We start from the raw sequence: 18,900 nt of genomic DNA, 5'->3' as shown, positions 1-18,900 counted from the left end.
CTGGCTCTATCAAGATCATTGTGAGCATGGTGAGGCGCCGCTCCGGACGAGCCGGGCGGTTGAGCGTGGAGCTGCGGCAATGGCGAGACCACGGTCTCGTTATGCGGGTAGACCGCGTGTGATGAAACCTTGGTCTCGCCATCGCATCCGGGTTGAGCCCTGTGTCCTCGGCCTTTGGCGTCGTTGGATCGGACAGCGCTCCGGGCGGGCGACCCCGACCCCCGTACCCCCACACCGACCGTTCGTCGCGACCGCGCAGTAGATGCGTGGAGATGGCAAGAAGCATAGCGCGGGTGCGTGGGGTGGGGATAAGGGGGAGAGATGACCCCGTCCTACCCAAGGTAGGTCAGATCTCCGGCCGCTAGCGCAACCTTACGGCTTGCGGGAGCATCTCGGGATGGGTACCGGCCTGCGCCGGCATGACACCGTGGGTGGGGCGGCGTTGTGCCAAGAGCGGCCCGAGATTGCAGTAAGGCAGATTGCGTTTGCGGCGTCTCCCAGCTCGAACGCGCACTGATCTGCACTCAGTTTACGTCGCGTTTTTCTTCCGCTTGGGAGGCGGAGTTGGTGTTGGTAGCCACAAACCAATCCCCACCCGGCCTTCCCATATAAGCCGGGTTTGTCATCTATGACCAAGGCTTTTGCCAAACGTCTCAGTCGATACCTCCCCCTTCAGGGGGAGGATCAAGGTGGGGGTTTATTAGCCCAATATCGGGGCTCCCATACCCCCCCAGCCTCCCCCTGGCAGGGGAAGAGCTGTCTGGTGGTTGTGGCGGAATGGTGCCATATGTCATAGCCCTGCCTCGGCAAGGGACAAGAAGATGCCACTCCTGGCCTAGATTGAGGTTGGCATCATCGACTTGTAGGATGCGATCCATCCAACCCAACAGCGGTTCTCCCCCTGCCGGTGGGACATTGGATGGGGGTCTCCGGAGCAACCCACGCGCAGGGAGAAACACCACCAGGCTCAACGCCGTAGCCTACTCCGCCGCCTGGGCGAACCGCGGTCCGGCCGATGCGTCGGCATCGACGCCGAATTTTTCGAAGTTCTTGCGGAACAATCCGGCCAGGTACGCAGCCTTGGCGTCGTAGGCTTCGCTATCGGCCCAGGTGTCGCGCGGGGTGAGCAGCCCTGGGGCGACCCCCTCCACCGCCAGCGGCACCGCGAAGCCGAACAGTGCGTCCATCCGCATCGGGCTCTGCTCTAGCGTACCGCCGAGCGCGGCGTTGAGCAGAAGCCGGGTCGAGGCCAGGTCGATGCGCCGGCCCACGCCATAGCTGCCACCCGTCCAGCCGGTATTGATCAGCCAGGCCTTGGCGCCGCTGCTGGCAAGCTTTTCGGCCAGCATTTCGCCGTAAACGCTGGGATGCAGCGGCATGAACGGCGCTCCGAAACAGGCCGAAAAAGTCGCCTGCGGCTCGGTGACGCCGCGTTCCGTGCCCGCGACCTTGGCGGTATAGCCCGACAGGAAATGATAGACCGCCTGCTCCGGCGTCAGCCGGGCGATGGGCGGCAGCACGCCAAAGGCATCGGCGGTCAGGAACACCACGGTGCGCGGCACGCCGCCCATGCTGCCCTTGGCGATCGAGGGCAGCATCTGGAGCGGATAGGCCGCGCGGGTGTTTTCGGTCAGCGAGATATCGTTGAAATCGGGGACGGCGCTTGCCCCGTCCAGCACCACGTTTTCCAGCACCGTGCCGAAGCATTTGGTGGCGGCAAAGATTTCCGGCTCGGCGCTGGCGCTCAGCTTGACCGTCTTGGCGTAGCACCCGCCCTCGAGGTTGAAGATGCCGTCCTGGCTCCAGCCATGCTCGTCATCCCCGATCAACGGTCGGGCGGGATCATTGCTGAGCGTGGTCTTGCCGGTGCCCGACAGCCCGAAAAACAAAGCGGTTTCGCCGTCGGCGCCCAGATTGGCCGAACAATGCATCGGCAACACGCCCTGGCGGGGAGCATGGAAATTGAACAGCGAGAACACGCTTTTCTTGATTTCCCCGGCATAGAGCGTGCCGGCGATGACCACGATATTGCGGCTCATGTCGAGCGCGATCACGGTATTGCTGCGGCTGCCATGGCGGGCCGGATCGGCCTTGAAATGGGGCACATGGACGATGGTGACGGGCGCCGCCGCTCCGGTCTCGACCTCGCCGGGACGGATCAGCAGATTGCGGATGAACAGCGCATGCCAAGCGCTGGGGGTCAGCACCGTCACCGCATACTGGTGGCGCGGATCGGCTCCCGCCAGCAGGTCCTGGCGCAACAGCTTTTGTCCAGTGAGCGACGCGATGGCATCGGCCAGCAGCACGTCGAAATGGCGCGGCGACAGGGCGCCGGCATTGTCCCACCAGACGCTGTGCTCGGTCAGCCCGTCGCGCACGATGAACTTGTCCTTGGGCGAGCGGCCCGTAAAGGCGCCGGTGCGCACGCAAAGAGCGCCGTCGGCCGTCAGTTCGGCCTCCTTGCCCTCGAGCGCCTGCGCCACCAGCACGGGGGGCAGGGCGTTGCGGCTCAGCGTCGATGCACCCTGTTCAATGGTCTGGCGCAGGGCCTGGTGGTCGAATGTCGGCATGGCATTGCTCCCGAGCGGCATCGCGAAAAACACTGCTCGCAACGCTCAACAGGGCGCAAGATAAGGCGCAGTATCGGCGCCTAGCCATCCCTGAATCGGTCGTAAGACTGAAGTTGCATCGCCTTTCGGAGGGGATGAAGGCCAGCATATCCCTTGGCCACGCCATATTTTACGCGTATTTGTCGCTCCCAACCACGCAGCCTATAAGCGTCCGGGCCGTTGCCCCGTCCATAACAAGAGAAAGGCAGCCCATGCCAAAGATCGCCCTGGTGGATGACGATCGCAATATTCTGACCTCTGTGTCGCTGACGCTGGAGGCGGAGGGCTATCAGGTCGCGACCTACACCGATGGCGCGTCCGGCCTTGAGGGATTGACCACCGACAAGCCGGATCTGGCCATTCTCGATATCAAGATGCCGCGCATGGACGGTATGGAACTGCTGCGCCGCCTGCGCCAGAAATCGGACGTCCCGGTGATCTTCCTGACCTCCAAGGACGAGGAGATCGATGAACTGTTCGGGCTCAAGATGGGCGCCGACGATTTCATTACCAAGCCCTTCAGCCAGCGCCTGCTGGTTGAACGCGTCAAGGCAATCCTGCGCCGCTCAGCGCCCCGCGATCCCTCCGCCCCTCCCGGTGCCCCCGGCGAGCTGGGCTCGGGCAAGGCGCTGATCGAGCGCGGCTCGCTTGTCATGGACGAGGAGCGCCACACCTGCACCTGGAAGAACCAGCGCGTCACCCTGACGGTCACCGAGTTTTTGATCCTGCAGGCGCTGGCGCTGCGGCCCGGCGTGGTCAAGTCGCGCAATGCGCTGATGGATGCGGCCTATGACGACCAGGTCTATGTCGATGATCGCACCATCGATTCGCACATCAAGCGGCTGCGCAAGAAATTCAAGGCGACCGACGACGACTTCGAGATGATCGAAACGCTGTACGGCGTTGGCTACCGCTTCAAGGAGCAATAGGCAGTTTGGCCATTCTGGATCAGGACCGCCAGCAGGATACCGGTGAGACCCCACCGCAGGGGCCTGTCTCTGCTCCGCCCGAACCGCAGCCCAAGCCACGGCGCAACCGGCAGCGTCTGCTGCTGAAGCCGGTTTACCAACTGGCCGCCGCGATCGGCCGGTTTCTCGATTTCACCATCTTTTCCAGCCTGACGCGCCGCATCATCGTGCTCAACCTGGCGGGCCTGCTGGTCCTGGTGGTGGGGATTTTGTACCTCAACCAGTGGCGCGCCGGGCTGATCGATGCACGCGTGCAATCGTTGCGCGTGCAGGGCGAAATCATCGCTGCGGCAGTCGCCGCTTCGGCCACCGTCGACAGCGACGTGATTTCGGTCAACCCCGATCGGCTGCTGGAATTGCAGAGCGGCTCGTCCCTGTCGCCCCTGAGCTATTTCGATCCTACGCTGGAATTTCCCATCAATCCGGAGCGGGTGGCGCCGCTCCTGCGCAACCTGATTACCCCGACCCGCACCCGCGCCCGCATCTACGACCAGGGCGGGCTGATGATCCTTGATAGCGACAATATCTATGCGCGCGGCGAGGTGATCCGGCAGGCGATCACCACCACGCCCGATTTCTTTTTATGGGACTGGTGGAACGCCATGCTGGCCTGGGTGCCGGGCGACAATTACCCGCAATACCAGGAATACGGCGTCGACGAGGGCCGGCGCTATCCCGAGGTGGATTCGGCTCTCTCCGGCGCGCCAGCCGATTTTGTGCGCGTCGATGGCGCCAACCGGCTGGTGGTGTCGGTCGCGGTGCCGGTGCAAAGGCTGCGGGCCGTGGTCGGCGTGATCCTGCTGTCCACCGCGCCGGGCGATATCGACTCCATCGTGTCCCAGGAACGCTGGGGCATATTGCGCATCGCCCTGATCGCGGCGGCGGTGCAGATCGCCCTGTCGCTGCTCCTTGCCGGCACCATCGCGGGACCAATGCGGCGCCTGTCGGCGGCCGCCGAGCGCGTGCAGACCGCCGGCAATGCCCGTGCCGAAATCCCCGACTTCACCGACCGCACCGACGAGATCGGGCACCTGTCGCGCGCCCTGCGCTCCATGACCGATGCGCTCTATAGCCGGATCGAGGCCATCGAGCGCTTCGCCGCCGACGTCGCCCATGAACTCAAGAATCCGCTGACCTCGCTGCGCAGCGCCGTTGAAACCCTGCCGCGCGCCAAGCGGCCCGAGGACCTGGAGCGCCTCAATGCCATCATCCAGCACGATGTGCGCCGGCTCGACCGGCTGATTTCCGACATTTCCAATGCCAGCCGGCTCGATGCCGAACTGGCCCGCGAGGGGGCCGAGCGCGTCGATGTGGAAAAGCTGGCCGAAACCATGGTGTCGATGCACAACGACATGGCCTCCCAGCGCCATGTCCGGGTGGAGATGGCCAAGCGGGCCGGGCGCGGCATCGCCATCGTCAATGGCCACGAAAGCCGGCTGGCGCAGGTGTTTTCCAACCTCATCGACAATGCCGTCTCGTTTTCACCCGATGGCGGCACCGTGCGGGTGGCGCTCTCCACCGATGCCGACGAGATTGCGGTGACCGTCACCGACGAAGGGCCCGGCATTGCCGGCGATGTCACCCGCATCTTCCAGCGCTTTTATACCGACCGCCCCGATACCGAGAGTTTTGGCGACCATTCGGGGCTGGGCCTGTCGATCTCCAAGCAGATCGTGGAGGCCCACAAGGGTACCATCAAGGCGCACAATCGCCCCGAGCGGTCCGGCGCCGTGTTCTCTGTTGTATTGCCCAAGGCCCGCAAATAGATTGGCGGCATGAGTAAAGCCACCAATGTGCATGCGACGGGCCTGGTGCTGGGCGAAATCGGCGTGTTGCTGCGCGGTCCCACGGGCACCGGCAAGTCGGTGCTGGCGCTGAGCCTGCTCGATCGCTGGAACGACCGTGGGGAACCGTCATTTCTCATATCCGACGACCGGGTCGATCTGAGCGCCCGCGAGCAGATGATCATCATGCAGGCGCCGCCGCGCCTGGGCGGGCTGGTCGAACTGCGCGGTCGCGGCATCGTGCGCCGTCCGCAGCAGGGGCAGGCCCGACTGCATGTGGTGATCGACCTGGTAGAGGACTTTGCCCGCATGCTGGAGGAGCACGAGTTCGCAACCGAAGTGCTCGGCATTGCGGTGGCGCGCGCGCCCGTTCCCAAGGCCGGCGTGATCGGGCTGGGCCACCAGATGCTGCTGGTGCGCGAGGCCATTGCCGCACTCAGCCCGCGCTCGGCATCATTGTGACAAAATACGCTCTTGAATCCACGCTCTGCCGGGGCAAGACTGTGCCAGGCTGGCGCACTGTTCTGATATGGCTCGGGCGACCTGTAGCGGGTAGTGCGGGGCAATCCGGGGAAATTGCATGATCGGTATGGTTCTTGTGACGCATGGCGCGCTGGCCCACGAATTCAAGTCGGCGCTGGAGCATGTGGTGGGGCCGCAGGACCATTGCGAGACCATCGCCATCGGCCCCGAGGACAATATGGAAAGCCGCCGCAACGACATCCTCATGGCGATCGATGCAGCCGACGACGGCGATGGCGTCATCATCCTGACCGACATGTTCGGCGGCACGCCGTCAAACCTGGCCATTTCGGTGATGCAGAACCGGCAGGTCGAGGTGATCGCCGGGGTCAACCTGCCCATGCTGGTCAAGCTGGCACGCGTCCGCTCCGACATGGCGATCAAGGAGGCCGTCAACCTTGCCCAGGAAGCCGGCCGCAAATACATCAACGTCGCCAATTCCATCCTGAGCGCGGGCTAGCCCATGGTGGACACCGCCGCCGGCGACCGTGCCGTCGCCCAGCAACTCACCATCGTCAATCGCAAGGGCCTGCACGCCCGCGCTTCGGCGCGCTTCGTGCGCACCGCCGAATGCTTCGACGCCACGGTCAACGTGGTCAAGGACGGCACCTCCGTGGCCGGCAATTCCATCATGGGCCTGATGATGCTGGGGGCCGGGCCGGGCTCGACCATCCTGGTCCAGGCCAGCGGCAAGCAGGCCCGCGAGGCGCTCGAAGCCATCGTCGAACTGGTCAATAACGGCTTCGACGAGGACAGCGACGGGGCGGCCGAGTGAGCGAGGCGATCGAACTGCATGCCGCCGATCCGCTCTGGCCGGCAGCGTTCGAAGCGGAACGTACGCTCATCCTGCCGTGCTTTGCGGTCGCGCCGCTGCTGCTCGAACATATGGGATCCACCGCCATTCCCGGCCTGCCGGCCAAACCCATCATCGACATCATCGTGCTGGTCGAGGACCTGAAGACGGCGCGCGCCGCCATCCCGGCGCTGGAGGCGCAGGGCTACAGCTATTGGGCGGACAATCCCGATACCACCAAGCTCTACCTGGCCAAGGGCCTGCCGCCAGCGCCCCGCCGCACCCATCATCTGCATATCCATGACCATCCCGACGAGGTCACGCGGCACTTGCTGTTTCGCGATCACCTGCGCGCCCATGACGACGTGCGGGACCGCTATCTCGCGCTCAAGCAGGACCTGGCCGCCCGCTTCCGCACCGATCGCGAAAGCTATTCCAAGCTTAAGACGGACTTCATCGATCCACTCATACTCTCGCTGGGCGGCCCGCCGCGCCAAGTGCCCTGGAACCGCTGAGGCGGCGTATCGTTGCGCCCCGGCAGGTGCTGCAAGGAGGACAATGGCATGCGGCGTGTGGTTGCGGGGATAGGTGGAGTCGCACTGGCCGTGGCGCTCAGCCAGTTTCCCGAATATGCCCAGCAATATACCCAGCGCCTGGGTGGGGCCGTGGACGAATTGCGGATCGTCACCGAGAAATTCGATCGCGACGCGACCGCAGCCGGCCTGGACCGGCAGCAGGCGCTGACCCGGTTCGAAGCATCCCCGGACACGTTCCTGGCCGGGCGCGGCATCAGCGAGGCGGCCAATTTCGCCCGCTACGAGCAGTTGAGCGCGACGCTTGCCCGCATCCGCAATGCCGATGCCATCGAGCGCTTCCAGCTGCTGCCGGCCTTTTTCGATACCGATATCGGCGCCCGGACGCTGGAGAACTATCAGCCGGCGGTGCCGGTGACGGTGGAGGGCATCCTTTATGCCGGCGGGGGACTGCTGGTGGGGTATTTGCTGATGTCGGGAATTTGGCGGTTTCTGGCGATGCCGTTTCGCAGGCGCTATCCAGCCTATCGATAGTTTCTCCTCACTTCGATCAGCACCATTGATCACTCCTCCCGGCAAGATCATCATGACCGGGATATAAACCTATCTTTATATCCCGGTTGATCCGGACGGCGGCCCCGCGTATAAGCGCGCCAGCGCCATCCATCCAGCCGGAGCCTTCCATGAGCCTGACGCCAGCCGACTACGCGGTCAAAGACATTGCCCTTGCCGATTTCGGGCGCAAGGAAATCGCGATCGCCGAGATCGAAATGCCCGGGCTGATGGCGATCCGCGAGGAATATGCCGCTGCCCAGCCGCTCAAGGGCGCGCGCATCGCCGGCTCGCTGCATATGACCATCCAGACCGCCGTGCTGATCGAGACGCTGGTGGCGCTGGGAGCGCAAGTGCGCTGGGTCAGCTGCAACATCTTTTCGACCCAGGATCACGCCGCCGCCGCCATTGCCGCCGCCGGCATCCCGGTGTTCGCCCACAAGGGCGAGACTCTCGAGGAATACTGGGCCTTTACCGACCGCATGATGGATTGGGGCAATGGTCTTACCCCCAACATGATCCTGGATGATGGCGGGGACGCCACCATGTACATCCTCAACGGCGCCAAGGCCGAAACCGACATTTCCACTCTCGACAAGCCCGGCAACGAGGAAGAGGAAATCTTCTTTGCCACCATCAGGGCGCGGCTCGCCAAGAGCCCCGGCTTTTTCTCTTCCATCAAGAACGCCATTCGCGGCGTGTCCGAAGAAACCACCACGGGCGTGATGCGTCTCTATCAGCTGCATGCCAAGGGCGAATTGCCGTTCCCGGCGATCAACGTCAACGACAGCGTCACCAAGTCCAAGTTCGACAACAAATACGGCACCCGTGAATCGCTGGTGGACGCCATCCGCCGCGGCACCGATGTCATGCTCGCCGGCAAGGTCGCCATCGTTTGTGGCTTCGGCGATGTCGGCAAGGGCTCCGCCGAATCCCTGCGCGGCGCCGGCGCGCGCGTGCTGGTGACCGAGGTCGATCCGATCTGCGCCCTCCAGGCCGCCATGGAAGGCTTTGAGGTGGTGACCCTGGAGGACGCCGCCCATCGCGCCGACATCGTGGTCACCGCCACCGGCAATCGCGACGTGCTCATGGTCGATGACATGCGCAATCTCAAGGACATGGCCATCGTCTGCAATATCGGCCATTTCGACAACGAGATCGACGTGCTGGGCCTTCGAAATTTCAAATGGACCAATATCAAGCCGCAGGTGGACATGGTCGAGCAGCCCAGCGGCAAACGGCTTCTGTTGCTGTCGGAGGGACGGCTGGTCAATCTGGGCAATGCCACCGGCCACCCCAGCTTCGTGATGAGCGCTTCGTTTTCCAACCAGACGCTGGCCCAGATCGAGCTGTGGACCAATGGCCGGACGCTCGACAAGAAAGTGCACGTGCTGCCCAAGCATCTGGATGAAAAAGTCGCCGAACTGCACCTGGCCAAGCTGGGCGCCAAGCTGACCAAGCTGAGCAAGGCTCAGGCCGACTATATTGGTGTCGGCCAGAACGGCCCCTTCAAATCGGGCGAATACCGCTATTGAACCGATTTGTTGCTGTTGTTGCCAAGGCTCGCCGCTTCTTGCGGCGGACCTTTTTTCTTGAACGTACAGGTTTCTGCTTCGTTCTCCGTCAAGTGGGCATATCCGTGATTTGCCCGCTATGCACAACCATTAAGACTCTTTTAGCCGATTCCCTCGCCCGCTATGGTGACATGATTCGGCAGCCTGGGGCTTAAGGCCGCCGAACGGGAACGACAAGGACCAACGGTCCTGCGTGCGTGGTTCCGCTAGTGCATGCGTTCCGGCCCGCTATTTCGGGCCGGCATTGGCATCGACAACAGACACTAAGAGGCAGCGCATGGCGCCGGATCGTTTCCGGACACGTTGGGGATTCGCGACATTGGTTGGCGCCCCCCTGACCCTGATTTCGGCCGTGCCGGCGCTGGCGCAATCAGCGTCCGGCAGCACCATGGCCGGGGCCGCCCCGCTCGCCATCGCCGTCGGCGCCGGCGGCTTTGCTCTGGTGGCCATGGCGATCGTGCGCAGCATGCTGGTGGATAGCAACGCCGCCCGCCGTCAATCGAGCGAACAGATCGCCGGCCTGCGCGCCCTGGTCGATGAATACGAGGCCCTGCTGTCGGGCACCCGCGAAGTCACCGTCTTGTGGACCGAAAAGAACGGCGGCGCCGTCAAGTTTCTCGGCCAGGCCGCGTCCGTCCTGCCGCCGGGACGCCAGCCCGAAAGCGTGTTGAACTTTTCCAGCTGGCTCGACGGCAGCGATGCCGACCAATTGGCGCGCCTGCTCGAAGCCCTGCGGGTGGAGGGCCACGCCTTTGCCGCTAGCCTCAAGGCGCTGGACGGACGCGTGATCCGGGCCAATGGCTGGGTGCTGGGCGGAGGCGCCGCGCTGCGCCTGCGTCCCGCTTTTTTGCAACCCGCTCTGGCCGAGCCGGTTCTGCCGCAAGCGGCCGCGTCCAATGATCTGCCCGGCATCCGCGCTCTCCTGGCGCTGCTGGGCAAGCCGGCTTTCGCCCGCGACGCGAACGGCAAGCTGATTTTTGCCAATGCCGCCTATCTCAAGCTGTCCAGGGACCTTGGCAAGGCCGGCACCGAAACCGCGCCGGCCGAGCTCCTGAGCCCCGCCGAACTCAACCGCCACCTGGCCGCCTGCCAAGGCGACAAACCCGCCAGCATGGCTGTTTCCTTTCCGGGCCAGGGCGCGTTCGAGCTGGTTGAATTTGCCGTTGCCGGTGGCCGCGCCGGCTATCTGCGCTCCACCGAAGCCATGCGCGAACCGGCCGACCTCAGCCAGGCCCATATCGGGGGCATCATCGGCGCCCTGGCCACCCCGATCGCCATTTTCAACGCGGCGCGCGAACTGGTGCAATTCAACCAGGCCTATGCGGCGCTGTGGCGGCTCGACCCGAAATTTCTGCTGCCCGGTCTCGACGAGCGCGCCATTCTTGACAAGCTGCGCACCCAGGACATGCTGCCGGCCCAGGTGGATTACCAGACCTGGCGCGCCAAGCACCTGACCTCCTACGAGCTTGATGCGCCGCGTGAAAACGAGCCCTGGCATCTGCCCGACGGACGCACCATCAAGGTGATTTCCGCCCCCGCCGGCCCCAGGGGCGGCGTCATCTACGTGTTCGAGGACATTACCGAACGCCTCAAGCTCGAAAGCAGCAACAAGGCCTTTACCAACGTGCAGCGCGAAACCATCAATGCGCTGTCCGAAGCCGTGGCCGTGTTCGGCACCAACGGCCGGCTGACCATCAGCAATCCGCGCCTCTCGGCCTTGTGGAAATTGCCAATGAACGAGCTGGGCCAGAGCCCCCATATCGACCAGATCGCCGAAGCCTCCGGCCGCGCCATGCCCGAGGATGGCGGCAGCATCTGGCGCGACCTGAAGCGCGGCATCATCGATCTCAACCCCACCCGCTCCGACACCACCGGCCGCATCAACCGTGCCGACGGCCGGCTTCTGGATTATGCCATCACCCGCCTGCCCGACGGTCAGACCATGATGACCTTTCTCGATGTGACCGAAGGGGCCAGCTATTCGCGCGTGCTCAAGGAGCGCAACGATGCGCTGGTGGCGGCCGACCTGCTCAAGGACGCGTTCGTTGAAAACGTATCTTACGAACTGCGCTCGCCCCTGACCAACATCATCGGCTTCGCCGACCTGCTCGCCTCGAGCGAAGCCGGCACGCTGGACGGGCGCCAGCGCGCCTATATCGACTATATCCGCGCCTCCTCGGTCACCCTGGGCGTTTTGATCGACAACATCCTCGATCTCGCCTCGGTCGATGCCGGTATCGCCGAACTGCGGCCCGAACTGCAGGACGTCCCCGCTTTGGTCGAAAAAGCGCGCGCCGGCCTGTCGGCGACCTTTCCCGAAATTTCAGGGGAACAACCCATCAACCTGGCCGTCGCTATTGCCGACAATCTGCCCCCCTTCATTGCCGATGGTACGCGCATCGTGCAGGTGCTGTATAATTTGTTGTCCAATGCCGCCCGCTTCTCGCCGCCCGGTGGGGAGATCCGGCTGACCGTCACCAGCCGGTCGCAGCGCATGCTGTTCGTCATCGAGGACGAGGGGCCGGGGCTGACCGACGAAATGAAGAACGCCATTCTGACCCGTATCGACTCTCCTGCGGGGCGCCAGCGCGGAGCCGGACTCGGCCTCGCCATCGTCAAGACCTTCGTCAACCTGCATGGCGGCACCATCACCGCCGAGCGGCGTGAACCGCGTGGCAGCCGCATCACCGTCAACCTGCCGCGTGATATCGCGCTGGCCGGAATCGCCGAATAAATGATCGGCGAGCGCCTGCTGGCCGATCCGGCGGCGACCGATGCCCTGGGCGCCGAACTCGCGGCCGCGTTGCGGCCCGGTGCCGTGGTCTTGCTGCTGGGCGATCTGGGCGCCGGCAAGACCGCTTTGGCCCGTGCCATCATCCGCACGCTGATGGGCGATCCCGCCTTTGAGGTGCCATCGCCGACCTTCGCGCTGGTCCAGCCGTATGAAGCGCCAATTGGTGCGGTGTTGCATGCCGATCTCTATCGGCTGGGCGATCCGCGCGAAATCGACGAACTGGGCCTTCTAGGCGATCCCGGCGCCATCGTCTTGGTCGAGTGGCCCGAGCGGGCGCCAGAATTGTTCGGTGCCGCGACGCTGGTCATCGCGCTGACCATCCCGCCGGGCGGCGAAGGGCGCGTGGTGAGCCTGACCGAGCCCCTCAAATCCGCTTGATAGTTTCAATGTCCTCGACGCCCGCGAACAGCGTCACCAACGCCCGGCGGAACACGGCCTCGTGCGGCGCTGCGCGCGAGAACAAGGTCATCGAGGAGTGAAACTTCAGATCGTCGGGGGCGCCAAAAATTGCCGAGACATCCGGCCCCTCTGGCCGGGCGGACGCTTCCAGCACGGCACTGGTGCAGCGGCGCAGGCGCTCCCCCAGGACCAGGTGATCGCTGAATTCGCGCGCTTCGGCCAGCGAGCTTAATGCAAACCGACGTGACGTGGCACTCTGGCCCAGCCCAGCGATCTGGGGAAAGATGAACCACATCCAATGGCTGCGCTTTTGCCCGGCGCGCAGTTCCGCGAGTGCCTGGGGGTAAACGCCTTCCTGGGCGATGAGGAACCGGTCGAACATCGCCCCGGACAGCTCCGGTCAGGCTTGGCCGCCGTCTTCTTCTTCCTCGTGCAGCACCGCGTTGGCGCCGGTGGCCGACAGGCGAACCTTGTCACCCTCGATTTCGGCCACATAGCTGCCTTCGATGAAATGGTGATGGCCCTCATGGCTGCCCTCGCCGCTATCGGCCTTGGTCAGCTTGATGCGGCCGCCCTCGACCTTGTCGACCGTGCCGATATGCACGCCATCGGCGCCGATGACTTCCATATGTTCCCTGATGCCGTCGAGATTGCTCATGTTCGCGCTCCTGCTGGGTTGACTGGGGAAACGTCGCCCGCAGCGGATGGATGCATCGGCTCGGGGCAAAGCTCGCATGATCTTTTGTGCTGTTTCTGCCGGACGGGCCGGCCCGCCAAGGTGGGCGATCAGGGCGGAGCACGGTGGCGTGTCGCCATCGGCAGGCCGAAGCGCCGCGCCGGCAGGCCGGTGCGGTTGGAACTGGACAAGCGGCATGCGGCGAGAGGCGCCTCATGGGATAGATAAAGGGGGAGACGACCGTCTCGCCGCATACGAGGGGATTTTTGGCGTGCGCGTTGGAGCAGCCGCCCTTTCGGGTTGGATGCTCCGGCCCGCCTGCCTGGGACAGTGCGTCCGATGCAGGTCGAGCCGTCATCCGGCTGGTTGTCAGCGAGCCACGCGCAAGCCTGGGCGACCCCATGCTCCCCATCTGCTCCCCACGGACCGTTCGTCGCGGCCCCGCTCACGTGGGAGATGTGAGGGGAAGGATAACGCAGGGCATCGGGGGTGGGGAGAAGGGCGATAGAGGGGATGGATCGGGGCCAATGAGGACCCCCACCCTGCCTCCCCCTGGGAGGGGGAGGAGACCGCTCCACTTTTGGAACGCGATCCAGTTCAACCCACCGGCAGACTCCTCCCCCTGCCAGGGGGAAGGTTGGGTGGGGGTGGGCGGCAGACACATGGGATGCGGTTCCGACAACCATCTGGCGGCAAGTGGCATTGTCTCAGGATAGGCCCCGGCCTGCGCCGGGGCGACACCGTGGGGGATGGAGCTGGGACACGGCAGGATTGAGTTTGCACCGCGCTCCCGACGGTCAAGGTCGTCCCTACGCGCTAAGCTATCCAAGGCGCAGCGGCAGTGAAGCGAGGAGAATATCGAGCCGCCCTTGCAAGTCATCGGAGTTAGTCCCAATCTGAAGAAAACAGGTCATCCGAACCAGAAAATGCAAAAGACACACATTTCTAACGTCGCCATTCGTCGCTTTAAAGGCCTGCAAGACGTAAATGTCGATCTTGCAGATTTCAATGTTTTCATCGGCGCAAACAACAGCGGCAAAAGTTCAATAATACAGGCGTTACATTTTCTTATATCGATATTGCAATCTTCGAATTTAGTTAGACGGTGGGAGAAGGTCGACACCAGCAGCATTAGTCCGGACCAGATCATCTATTCACCAGCTCGTGATCCCTACGCGCTGGCCAATGGAGGAAGACTCGTCGAATCCAAAGCTGCCGAATCGGACATAGTCATCAAACTGGCCCTCAGCGACGGCTCAACGCTTGAGACCCATGTTCGGAAAGGCAAAAACAACAACATAAGCGTTTCCGTTGACAACAAAGATGTGGCTCGGCGCCTGTCCGCCTTAGACAGCCCTTTCTCTATCTTCTCGCCAGGTTTGGCTGGGTTGGCAAAAGCAGAGCCCCTGCAGAGCGACGGACTTTTGCTTCGGGCCTTGGCGCGCGGAGACGCCAATGTTATTCTGCGTAATATTCTATATCGGCTCTCCGAGAAGCCAGCGGAGATGAAAAGTTTTCTTGACGATCTCCGTCTTGTCTTTCCAAGCGTTCAACTAAGAGTAGATTTTGATCAGACAATCGACGAATTTATTGATATATTTATTTCTCTTCAAGACGGTGGTGAAATACCATTGGAGTTGGCCGGAACTGGACTACTGCAAGCAATACAAATACTGGCGTACATCCATCTTTACTCTCCGAATATTATTGTTTTGGACGAGCCCGACTCGCATCTTCATCCTAACAATCAAAGAGCGATATGTTCTGTTCTGTCAGAAATGGTTGCTGCGAGAGGAACGCAGGTCGTAATGACCACGCATTCCAGACACGTTCTAGATGCTACCGTGGGTCGTTCGAAGATATTCTGGTTCAGAAGGGCGACGTGAAGGAAGCGACAGTCGATGATTCGGTTGATGTTCTACTCGACATGGGCGCCCTTGATGTCAAGGAATATCTGGCAGCTAGCCAGCCTGAAGTTCTAATTGTCACAGAAGATAGCATAATCAGACCGTTGGAACTTTTAGTTGACGCAAACAACGTCAAGAACAAGAAGGTGGCAATAAAATCATATTTTGGGGTCAAGGCCGTAGACAATACGCGTTCCTTGATTCAAGCGATCAGGGCATTTTCTAATGCCAAGATCGTTGTGCATCGCGATCGCGACTACTTGGCAGACGCGGATGTAGAGACTTGGAAAAAAGCGATCCGTGAAGCAGGAGCTACGCCCTTCGTCACAAGTGGCGCGGACGTTGAGGCCTACTTTTCCGCCATCGAACACTTAGCCCATGTGAATCCGCACATAGGTCCGTTGGAGTTGGAGGCTCTTCGTGCCGGCGCCTTGCACCATAAAACCCCAGCAATGAAAGAAAAAGCCATCAATTGGCGCTTTGATTTTGCGAAAAAGGCCAAAGGCATTAACGTCAACGTTGGAAAGATTGCGGCTGAGGTTGAGCAGATTTTTGCCATGGATGAGAAGGCTTGGCTACATGGCAAGGAAATGGTCGCAGGACTACGCGACGGTGCTGCTAAGATACCTGGTGGCGTGGACGTATTTGAGCCGTCACCACACTTAACGGATCTAGAATTGCGGTCGGCACTGTCGGCAGCGTAGAGGCGCGGTGAGTTCAAAGATTATCTTCCAGCTGTCGTGCCGTCGACTAGCGATATCTAGGTAGGGTACGCGGCACGCCTGGGCCCTGCGAGCATAGCTCTTCGGGCCTGACCGACTAAAATCGCTCCACCGGAGCGATTTTGCCTTTGGCCGTCGGTCAGTGCGCCTCATCCCAATTGTGCGCCGCGTGAGCATCCACCTTGATCGGCACTGACAGTCGCACTGCCGGTTCCGCCGCACCCTCCATCACCTTCGTGATCGCCGGCATCGCCACCGCCTCGCTCCCCAAAGGCACCTCGAAGATCAGCTCGTCGTGCACTTGCAGCAGCATGTCCGCCTCCACGCCGGCCTTCTTCAAAGCCGGTTCCATGCGGATCATGGCGCGGCGGATGATGTCGGCGGCGGAGCCCTGGATGGGGGCGTTGATGGAGGCGCGTTCGACGAAGCTGCGTTCGGCGGGGTTGGAGGAATTGGCGTTGGGGAACTGGATCTTGCGGCCGAACAGGGTGGTGACGAAGCCCTCGATTTTGACGCGGCGGCGTTGTTCGTCCATGTAGTCCTTGATGCCGGGGAAGCGCTCGAAATAGGTCTTGATATAGTCGCCCGCTTCGGTGCGGCCGATTGCGAGCTGGTTGGCCAGGCCAAAGGCGGAAATGCCGTAGATGATGCCGAAATTGATCGCCTTGGCGCGGCGGCGCACGTCGGACGGCATGCCCTCGACCGGGACGCCGAACATTTCGGAGGCGGTCATGGCATGGATGTCGAGGCCTTCCTCGAAGGCGTCCTTGAGCGACTGGATGTCGGCGATATGGGCCAGGACCCGCAGCTCGATCTGGGAATAATCGGCGGAGATCAGGATCTTGCCGCGGGCGGCGACGAAGGCGGAGCGGATCTTGCGACCGTCCTCGGTGCGCACCGGGATGTTCTGCAGGTTCGGCTCGTTGGAGGAAATGCGCCCGGTCAAGACGGCAGCCTGCGAATAGGAGGTGTGGACGCGGCCCGTGCGGGCATTGATATGGGCGGGCAGGGCATCGGTATAGGTGCCCTTGAGCTTGGTGAGCTGGCGCCAGTCGACGATGGTACGGGCCAGGGGAATGCCCTTGAGGGCGAGGTCCTCGAGCACGTCGGCGCCGGTGGCCCAGGCGCCGGTCTTGGTCTTGGAGCCGCCGGGCAACTGCATCTTGTCGAAAAGGATTTCGCCCAGCTGCTTGGGCGAGCCCAGGTTGAAGCTTTGGCCGGCGAGCTCATAGGCCTCGGCCTCGAGCGCCGCGGCACGCTGGGAAAAATCGCCCGACAGGCGCGACAGGATTTGCCGATCCACCGCAATGCCGCGCTGCTCCATGCGCGACAGCACGGGGGCCAGGGGGCGCTCCAGGGTTTCGTACAGCGTCGTGGCATTTTCGGCGACCAGGCGAGGCTTGAGCAGATGCCAGAGGCGCAGGGTAATATCGGCATCCTCGGCGGCATAGCGGGCGGCGGCGGGGATGTCGAGCTGATCGAAGGTCTTTTGCGCCTTGCCGGTGCCGGCCAGCTCGGCAAAGGAAATGCATTTATGGCCGAGCCAGGCATCGGCGAGCACGTCCATGCCATTGTAGCGCGCGCCATCCAGCGCATAGGAGATCAGCATGGTATCGTCGATCGGCGCCATGGTGATGCCGTAGCGCGCCAGCACCGAAATATCGTATTTGGTGTTCTGCCCGATCTTGAGGATGGAAGGGTGTTCCAGAAGCGGCCTGACGATGTCGAGCACGCGGCCCATCGGCAATTGCCCTTCGACCAGCCCGCCCTGGTCGAGCAGGCTGGCGGCGCCCAGCGTATGCGCCAGGGGAATGTAGCAGCCATTGCCCGGCGCGGTGGAGAAGCAGAGGCCCACCAGATCCGCCGATTGCGGATCGAGCCCGGTGGTTTCGGTATCGATGCAAACCAGTCCCTTGTCGAGGATACGCGCCACCCAGGCGGTGAGCTGATCCTCGGTGGTGACGGTTTCGTAGTCCTCGTAGCGCACCGGGATGGCCTTGATCGTCTCGTGCACCTGCTGGGCATGCAGCGCGGGACCCGTGCCGGGCACCTGCGGCGCCTCGAGCTTGGCCTTGGCGACCGAGAGCGAGGTGGTCTTTTTGTCCTCCACCGCATTGCCGGCGCGCAGTTCGGGATCGGGCTCGAAGGCGTCGGGATCGAAATTTTCCAAGGCGGCGATGCGCTTGACGATGGTGGTGAACTCCATCGCCTTGAGGAACGGCACCAGCTTGGCGCCGCTGATGGGCTCGCGCAGAAGCGCATCGAGCGCCAGCTCCACCGGCACGGCCTGTTCCAGCGTCACGAGGCGCTTGGAGATGCGGGCGCTTTCGGCATGCTCGATCAGCGACTCGCGCCGCTTGTTCTGCCGGATCTCGCCGGCGCGCTCCAGGAGGGTTTCGAGATCGCCATAGGTGTTGATCAATTCGGCGGCGGTCTTGTAGCCGATGCCGGGAACGCCCGGGACATTGTCGACGCTGTCGCCGGCCAGCGATTGTACCTCGATGACCTTGTCGGGGGTGACGCCGAATTTTTCGAACACTTCCTCGACGCCGATCCATTTGTTCTTGAGCGTATCGAGCATGCGGATCGAGCCGTCGGCCTCGACCAATTGCATCAGGTCCTTGTCGGTCGAGACGATGGTGACCTTGCCGCCGGCCGCCTTGGCCTGACAGGCATAGGTGGCGATGATGTCGTCGGCCTCCCAGCCCTCCATCTCGATGCAGGCGATGCCGAAGGCCCTGGTGGCGGCGCGGGTCAGGGGAAATTGCGGGACGAGGTCCTCGGGGGCAGGGGGGCGCTGCGCCTTGTAGGCGGGATAGAAATCGTCGCGGAAGGTCTTACCCTTGTGATCGAAGATAACCGCCATATGGGTGGGCGCGTCGGCCCCCTTCATGTCCTCGGTCAGTTTGAACAGCATGTTGCAAAAGCCCGACACGCAGCCGACCGGCAGCCCGTCCGATTTGCGCGTCAGCGGCGGCAGCGCATGGTAGGCGCGGAAAATATAGGTCGAGCCGTCAACGAGCAGCAGATGCATGTATCGATTCCTGAATGCGCGCCTCGACTGTAC

Annotated in this window: 16 protein-coding genes; 12 read left to right on the top strand and 4 right to left on the bottom strand. The window is 62.8% G+C overall.

The genetic code is table 11. The features are described from left to right. Positions 1-980: 980 nt before the first annotated feature. Positions 981-2,570, bottom strand: coding sequence for a phosphoenolpyruvate carboxykinase (ATP) (gene pckA, locus ACFE8X_RS04585; RefSeq protein WP_375450269.1), 1,590 nt, complete (start codon positions 2,568-2,570; stop codon positions 981-983). A gap of 251 nt (positions 2,571-2,821) precedes the next feature. Between pckA and ACFE8X_RS04580 the strand changes: the two genes are divergently transcribed. The 10 genes from ACFE8X_RS04580 to tsaE all read left to right on the top strand — a co-directional run bounded on the left by ACFE8X_RS04580 (position 2,822) and on the right by tsaE (position 12,507). Next, entirely contained in the window at positions 2,822-3,538 is a 717-nt protein-coding gene (locus ACFE8X_RS04580; protein ID WP_375450268.1) for a response regulator transcription factor, read from the top strand. Between the two features lie 5 nt (positions 3,539-3,543). Continuing rightward, a complete protein-coding gene (locus ACFE8X_RS04575; RefSeq protein WP_375450267.1) occupies positions 3,544-5,343 on the top strand; it encodes a stimulus-sensing domain-containing protein in 1,800 nt (599 codons plus the stop codon). A gap of 9 nt (positions 5,344-5,352) precedes the next feature. After that, positions 5,353-5,823: an HPr kinase/phosphorylase gene (locus ACFE8X_RS04570; protein ID WP_375450266.1), complete on the top strand. Its 471-nt coding sequence runs from the start codon at positions 5,353-5,355 to the stop codon at positions 5,821-5,823. Between the two features lie 118 nt (positions 5,824-5,941). Further along, positions 5,942-6,343 (top strand): PTS sugar transporter subunit IIA, encoded by a 402-nt coding sequence (locus ACFE8X_RS04565; RefSeq protein WP_375450265.1) that lies wholly within the window; start codon positions 5,942-5,944, stop codon positions 6,341-6,343. 3 nt (positions 6,344-6,346) lie between these two features. Beyond that, on the top strand, positions 6,347-6,658 hold the full coding sequence (locus ACFE8X_RS04560) for an HPr family phosphocarrier protein (protein ID WP_375450264.1): 312 nt from the start codon (positions 6,347-6,349) through the stop codon (positions 6,656-6,658). After that, complete coding sequence (locus ACFE8X_RS04555; RefSeq protein ID WP_375450263.1) at positions 6,655-7,191, top strand: GrpB family protein; 537 nt, start codon at positions 6,655-6,657, stop codon at positions 7,189-7,191. The genes ACFE8X_RS04560 and ACFE8X_RS04555 overlap by 4 nt, the downstream gene beginning before the upstream one ends. A 48-nt stretch (positions 7,192-7,239) precedes the next feature. Then, on the top strand, positions 7,240-7,743 hold the full coding sequence (locus ACFE8X_RS04550; RefSeq protein ID WP_375450262.1) for a DUF2937 family protein: 504 nt from the start codon (positions 7,240-7,242) through the stop codon (positions 7,741-7,743). A 149-nt stretch (positions 7,744-7,892) separates the two neighbouring features. After that, positions 7,893-9,296 (top strand): adenosylhomocysteinase, encoded by a 1,404-nt coding sequence (gene ahcY, locus ACFE8X_RS04545; protein WP_375450261.1) that lies wholly within the window; start codon positions 7,893-7,895, stop codon positions 9,294-9,296. 358 nt (positions 9,297-9,654) lie between these two features. After that, positions 9,655-12,069, top strand: coding sequence for an ATP-binding protein (locus ACFE8X_RS04540; protein WP_375450260.1), 2,415 nt, complete (start codon positions 9,655-9,657; stop codon positions 12,067-12,069). Beyond that, on the top strand, positions 12,070-12,507 hold the full coding sequence (tsaE, locus tag ACFE8X_RS04535) for a tRNA (adenosine(37)-N6)-threonylcarbamoyltransferase complex ATPase subunit type 1 TsaE (RefSeq protein WP_375450259.1): 438 nt from the start codon (positions 12,070-12,072) through the stop codon (positions 12,505-12,507). Here the strand turns inward: tsaE and ACFE8X_RS04530 are convergent. Then, positions 12,494-12,910, bottom strand: coding sequence for a DUF1810 domain-containing protein (locus tag ACFE8X_RS04530; protein WP_375450258.1), 417 nt, complete (start codon positions 12,908-12,910; stop codon positions 12,494-12,496). The genes tsaE and ACFE8X_RS04530 overlap by 14 nt on opposite strands. Positions 12,911-12,928: 18 nt before the next feature. Next, complete coding sequence (locus tag ACFE8X_RS04525) at positions 12,929-13,186, bottom strand: DUF2171 domain-containing protein (protein WP_375450257.1); 258 nt, start codon at positions 13,184-13,186, stop codon at positions 12,929-12,931. An 887-nt stretch (positions 13,187-14,073) separates the two neighbouring features. Here ACFE8X_RS04525 and ACFE8X_RS04520 point away from each other — a divergent pair. Both ACFE8X_RS04520 and ACFE8X_RS04515 read left to right on the top strand, forming a co-directional pair. Then, positions 14,074-15,090, top strand: a complete 1,017-nt coding sequence (locus tag ACFE8X_RS04520) for an AAA family ATPase (protein WP_375450256.1) — start codon at positions 14,074-14,076, stop codon at positions 15,088-15,090. Beyond that, positions 15,087-15,815: a hypothetical protein gene (locus ACFE8X_RS04515; RefSeq protein WP_375450255.1), complete on the top strand. Its 729-nt coding sequence runs from the start codon at positions 15,087-15,089 to the stop codon at positions 15,813-15,815. Before ACFE8X_RS04520 ends, ACFE8X_RS04515 begins: the two co-directional genes overlap by 4 nt. Before the next feature lie 157 nt (positions 15,816-15,972). Here the strand turns inward: ACFE8X_RS04515 and polA are convergent, their stop codons facing one another. Then, positions 15,973-18,867: a DNA polymerase I gene (polA, locus tag ACFE8X_RS04510; protein WP_375450254.1), complete on the bottom strand. Its 2,895-nt coding sequence runs from the start codon at positions 18,865-18,867 to the stop codon at positions 15,973-15,975. Positions 18,868-18,900 lie beyond the last annotated feature (33 nt).

This window comes from uncultured Devosia sp. (genome assembly GCF_964244875.1).
Classification (GTDB): domain Bacteria; phylum Pseudomonadota; class Alphaproteobacteria; order Rhizobiales; family Devosiaceae; genus Devosia.
This window is presented reverse-complemented; position numbering and strand designations above follow the sequence as displayed.

Excerpts from the sequence above, each read along its gene's own strand:
- pckA (WP_375450269.1), bottom strand. The coding sequence starts at position 2,570 with ATGCCGACATTCGACCACCAGGCCCTGCGCCAGACCATTGAACAGGGT.
- ACFE8X_RS04580 (WP_375450268.1), top strand. The coding sequence starts at position 2,822 with ATGCCAAAGATCGCCCTGGTGGATGACGATCGCAATATTCTGACCTCT.
- ACFE8X_RS04570 (WP_375450266.1), top strand. The coding sequence starts at position 5,353 with ATGAGTAAAGCCACCAATGTGCATGCGACGGGCCTGGTGCTGGGCGAA.
- ACFE8X_RS04565 (WP_375450265.1), top strand. The coding sequence starts at position 5,942 with ATGATCGGTATGGTTCTTGTGACGCATGGCGCGCTGGCCCACGAATTC.
- ACFE8X_RS04560 (WP_375450264.1), top strand. The coding sequence starts at position 6,347 with ATGGTGGACACCGCCGCCGGCGACCGTGCCGTCGCCCAGCAACTCACC.
- ACFE8X_RS04550 (WP_375450262.1), top strand. The coding sequence starts at position 7,240 with ATGCGGCGTGTGGTTGCGGGGATAGGTGGAGTCGCACTGGCCGTGGCG.
- ahcY (WP_375450261.1), top strand. The coding sequence starts at position 7,893 with ATGAGCCTGACGCCAGCCGACTACGCGGTCAAAGACATTGCCCTTGCC.
- tsaE (WP_375450259.1), top strand. The coding sequence starts at position 12,070 with ATGATCGGCGAGCGCCTGCTGGCCGATCCGGCGGCGACCGATGCCCTG.
- ACFE8X_RS04530 (WP_375450258.1), bottom strand. The coding sequence starts at position 12,910 with ATGTTCGACCGGTTCCTCATCGCCCAGGAAGGCGTTTACCCCCAGGCA.
- ACFE8X_RS04525 (WP_375450257.1), bottom strand. The coding sequence starts at position 13,186 with ATGAGCAATCTCGACGGCATCAGGGAACATATGGAAGTCATCGGCGCC.
- polA (WP_375450254.1), bottom strand. The coding sequence starts at position 18,867 with ATGCATCTGCTGCTCGTTGACGGCTCGACCTATATTTTCCGCGCCTAC.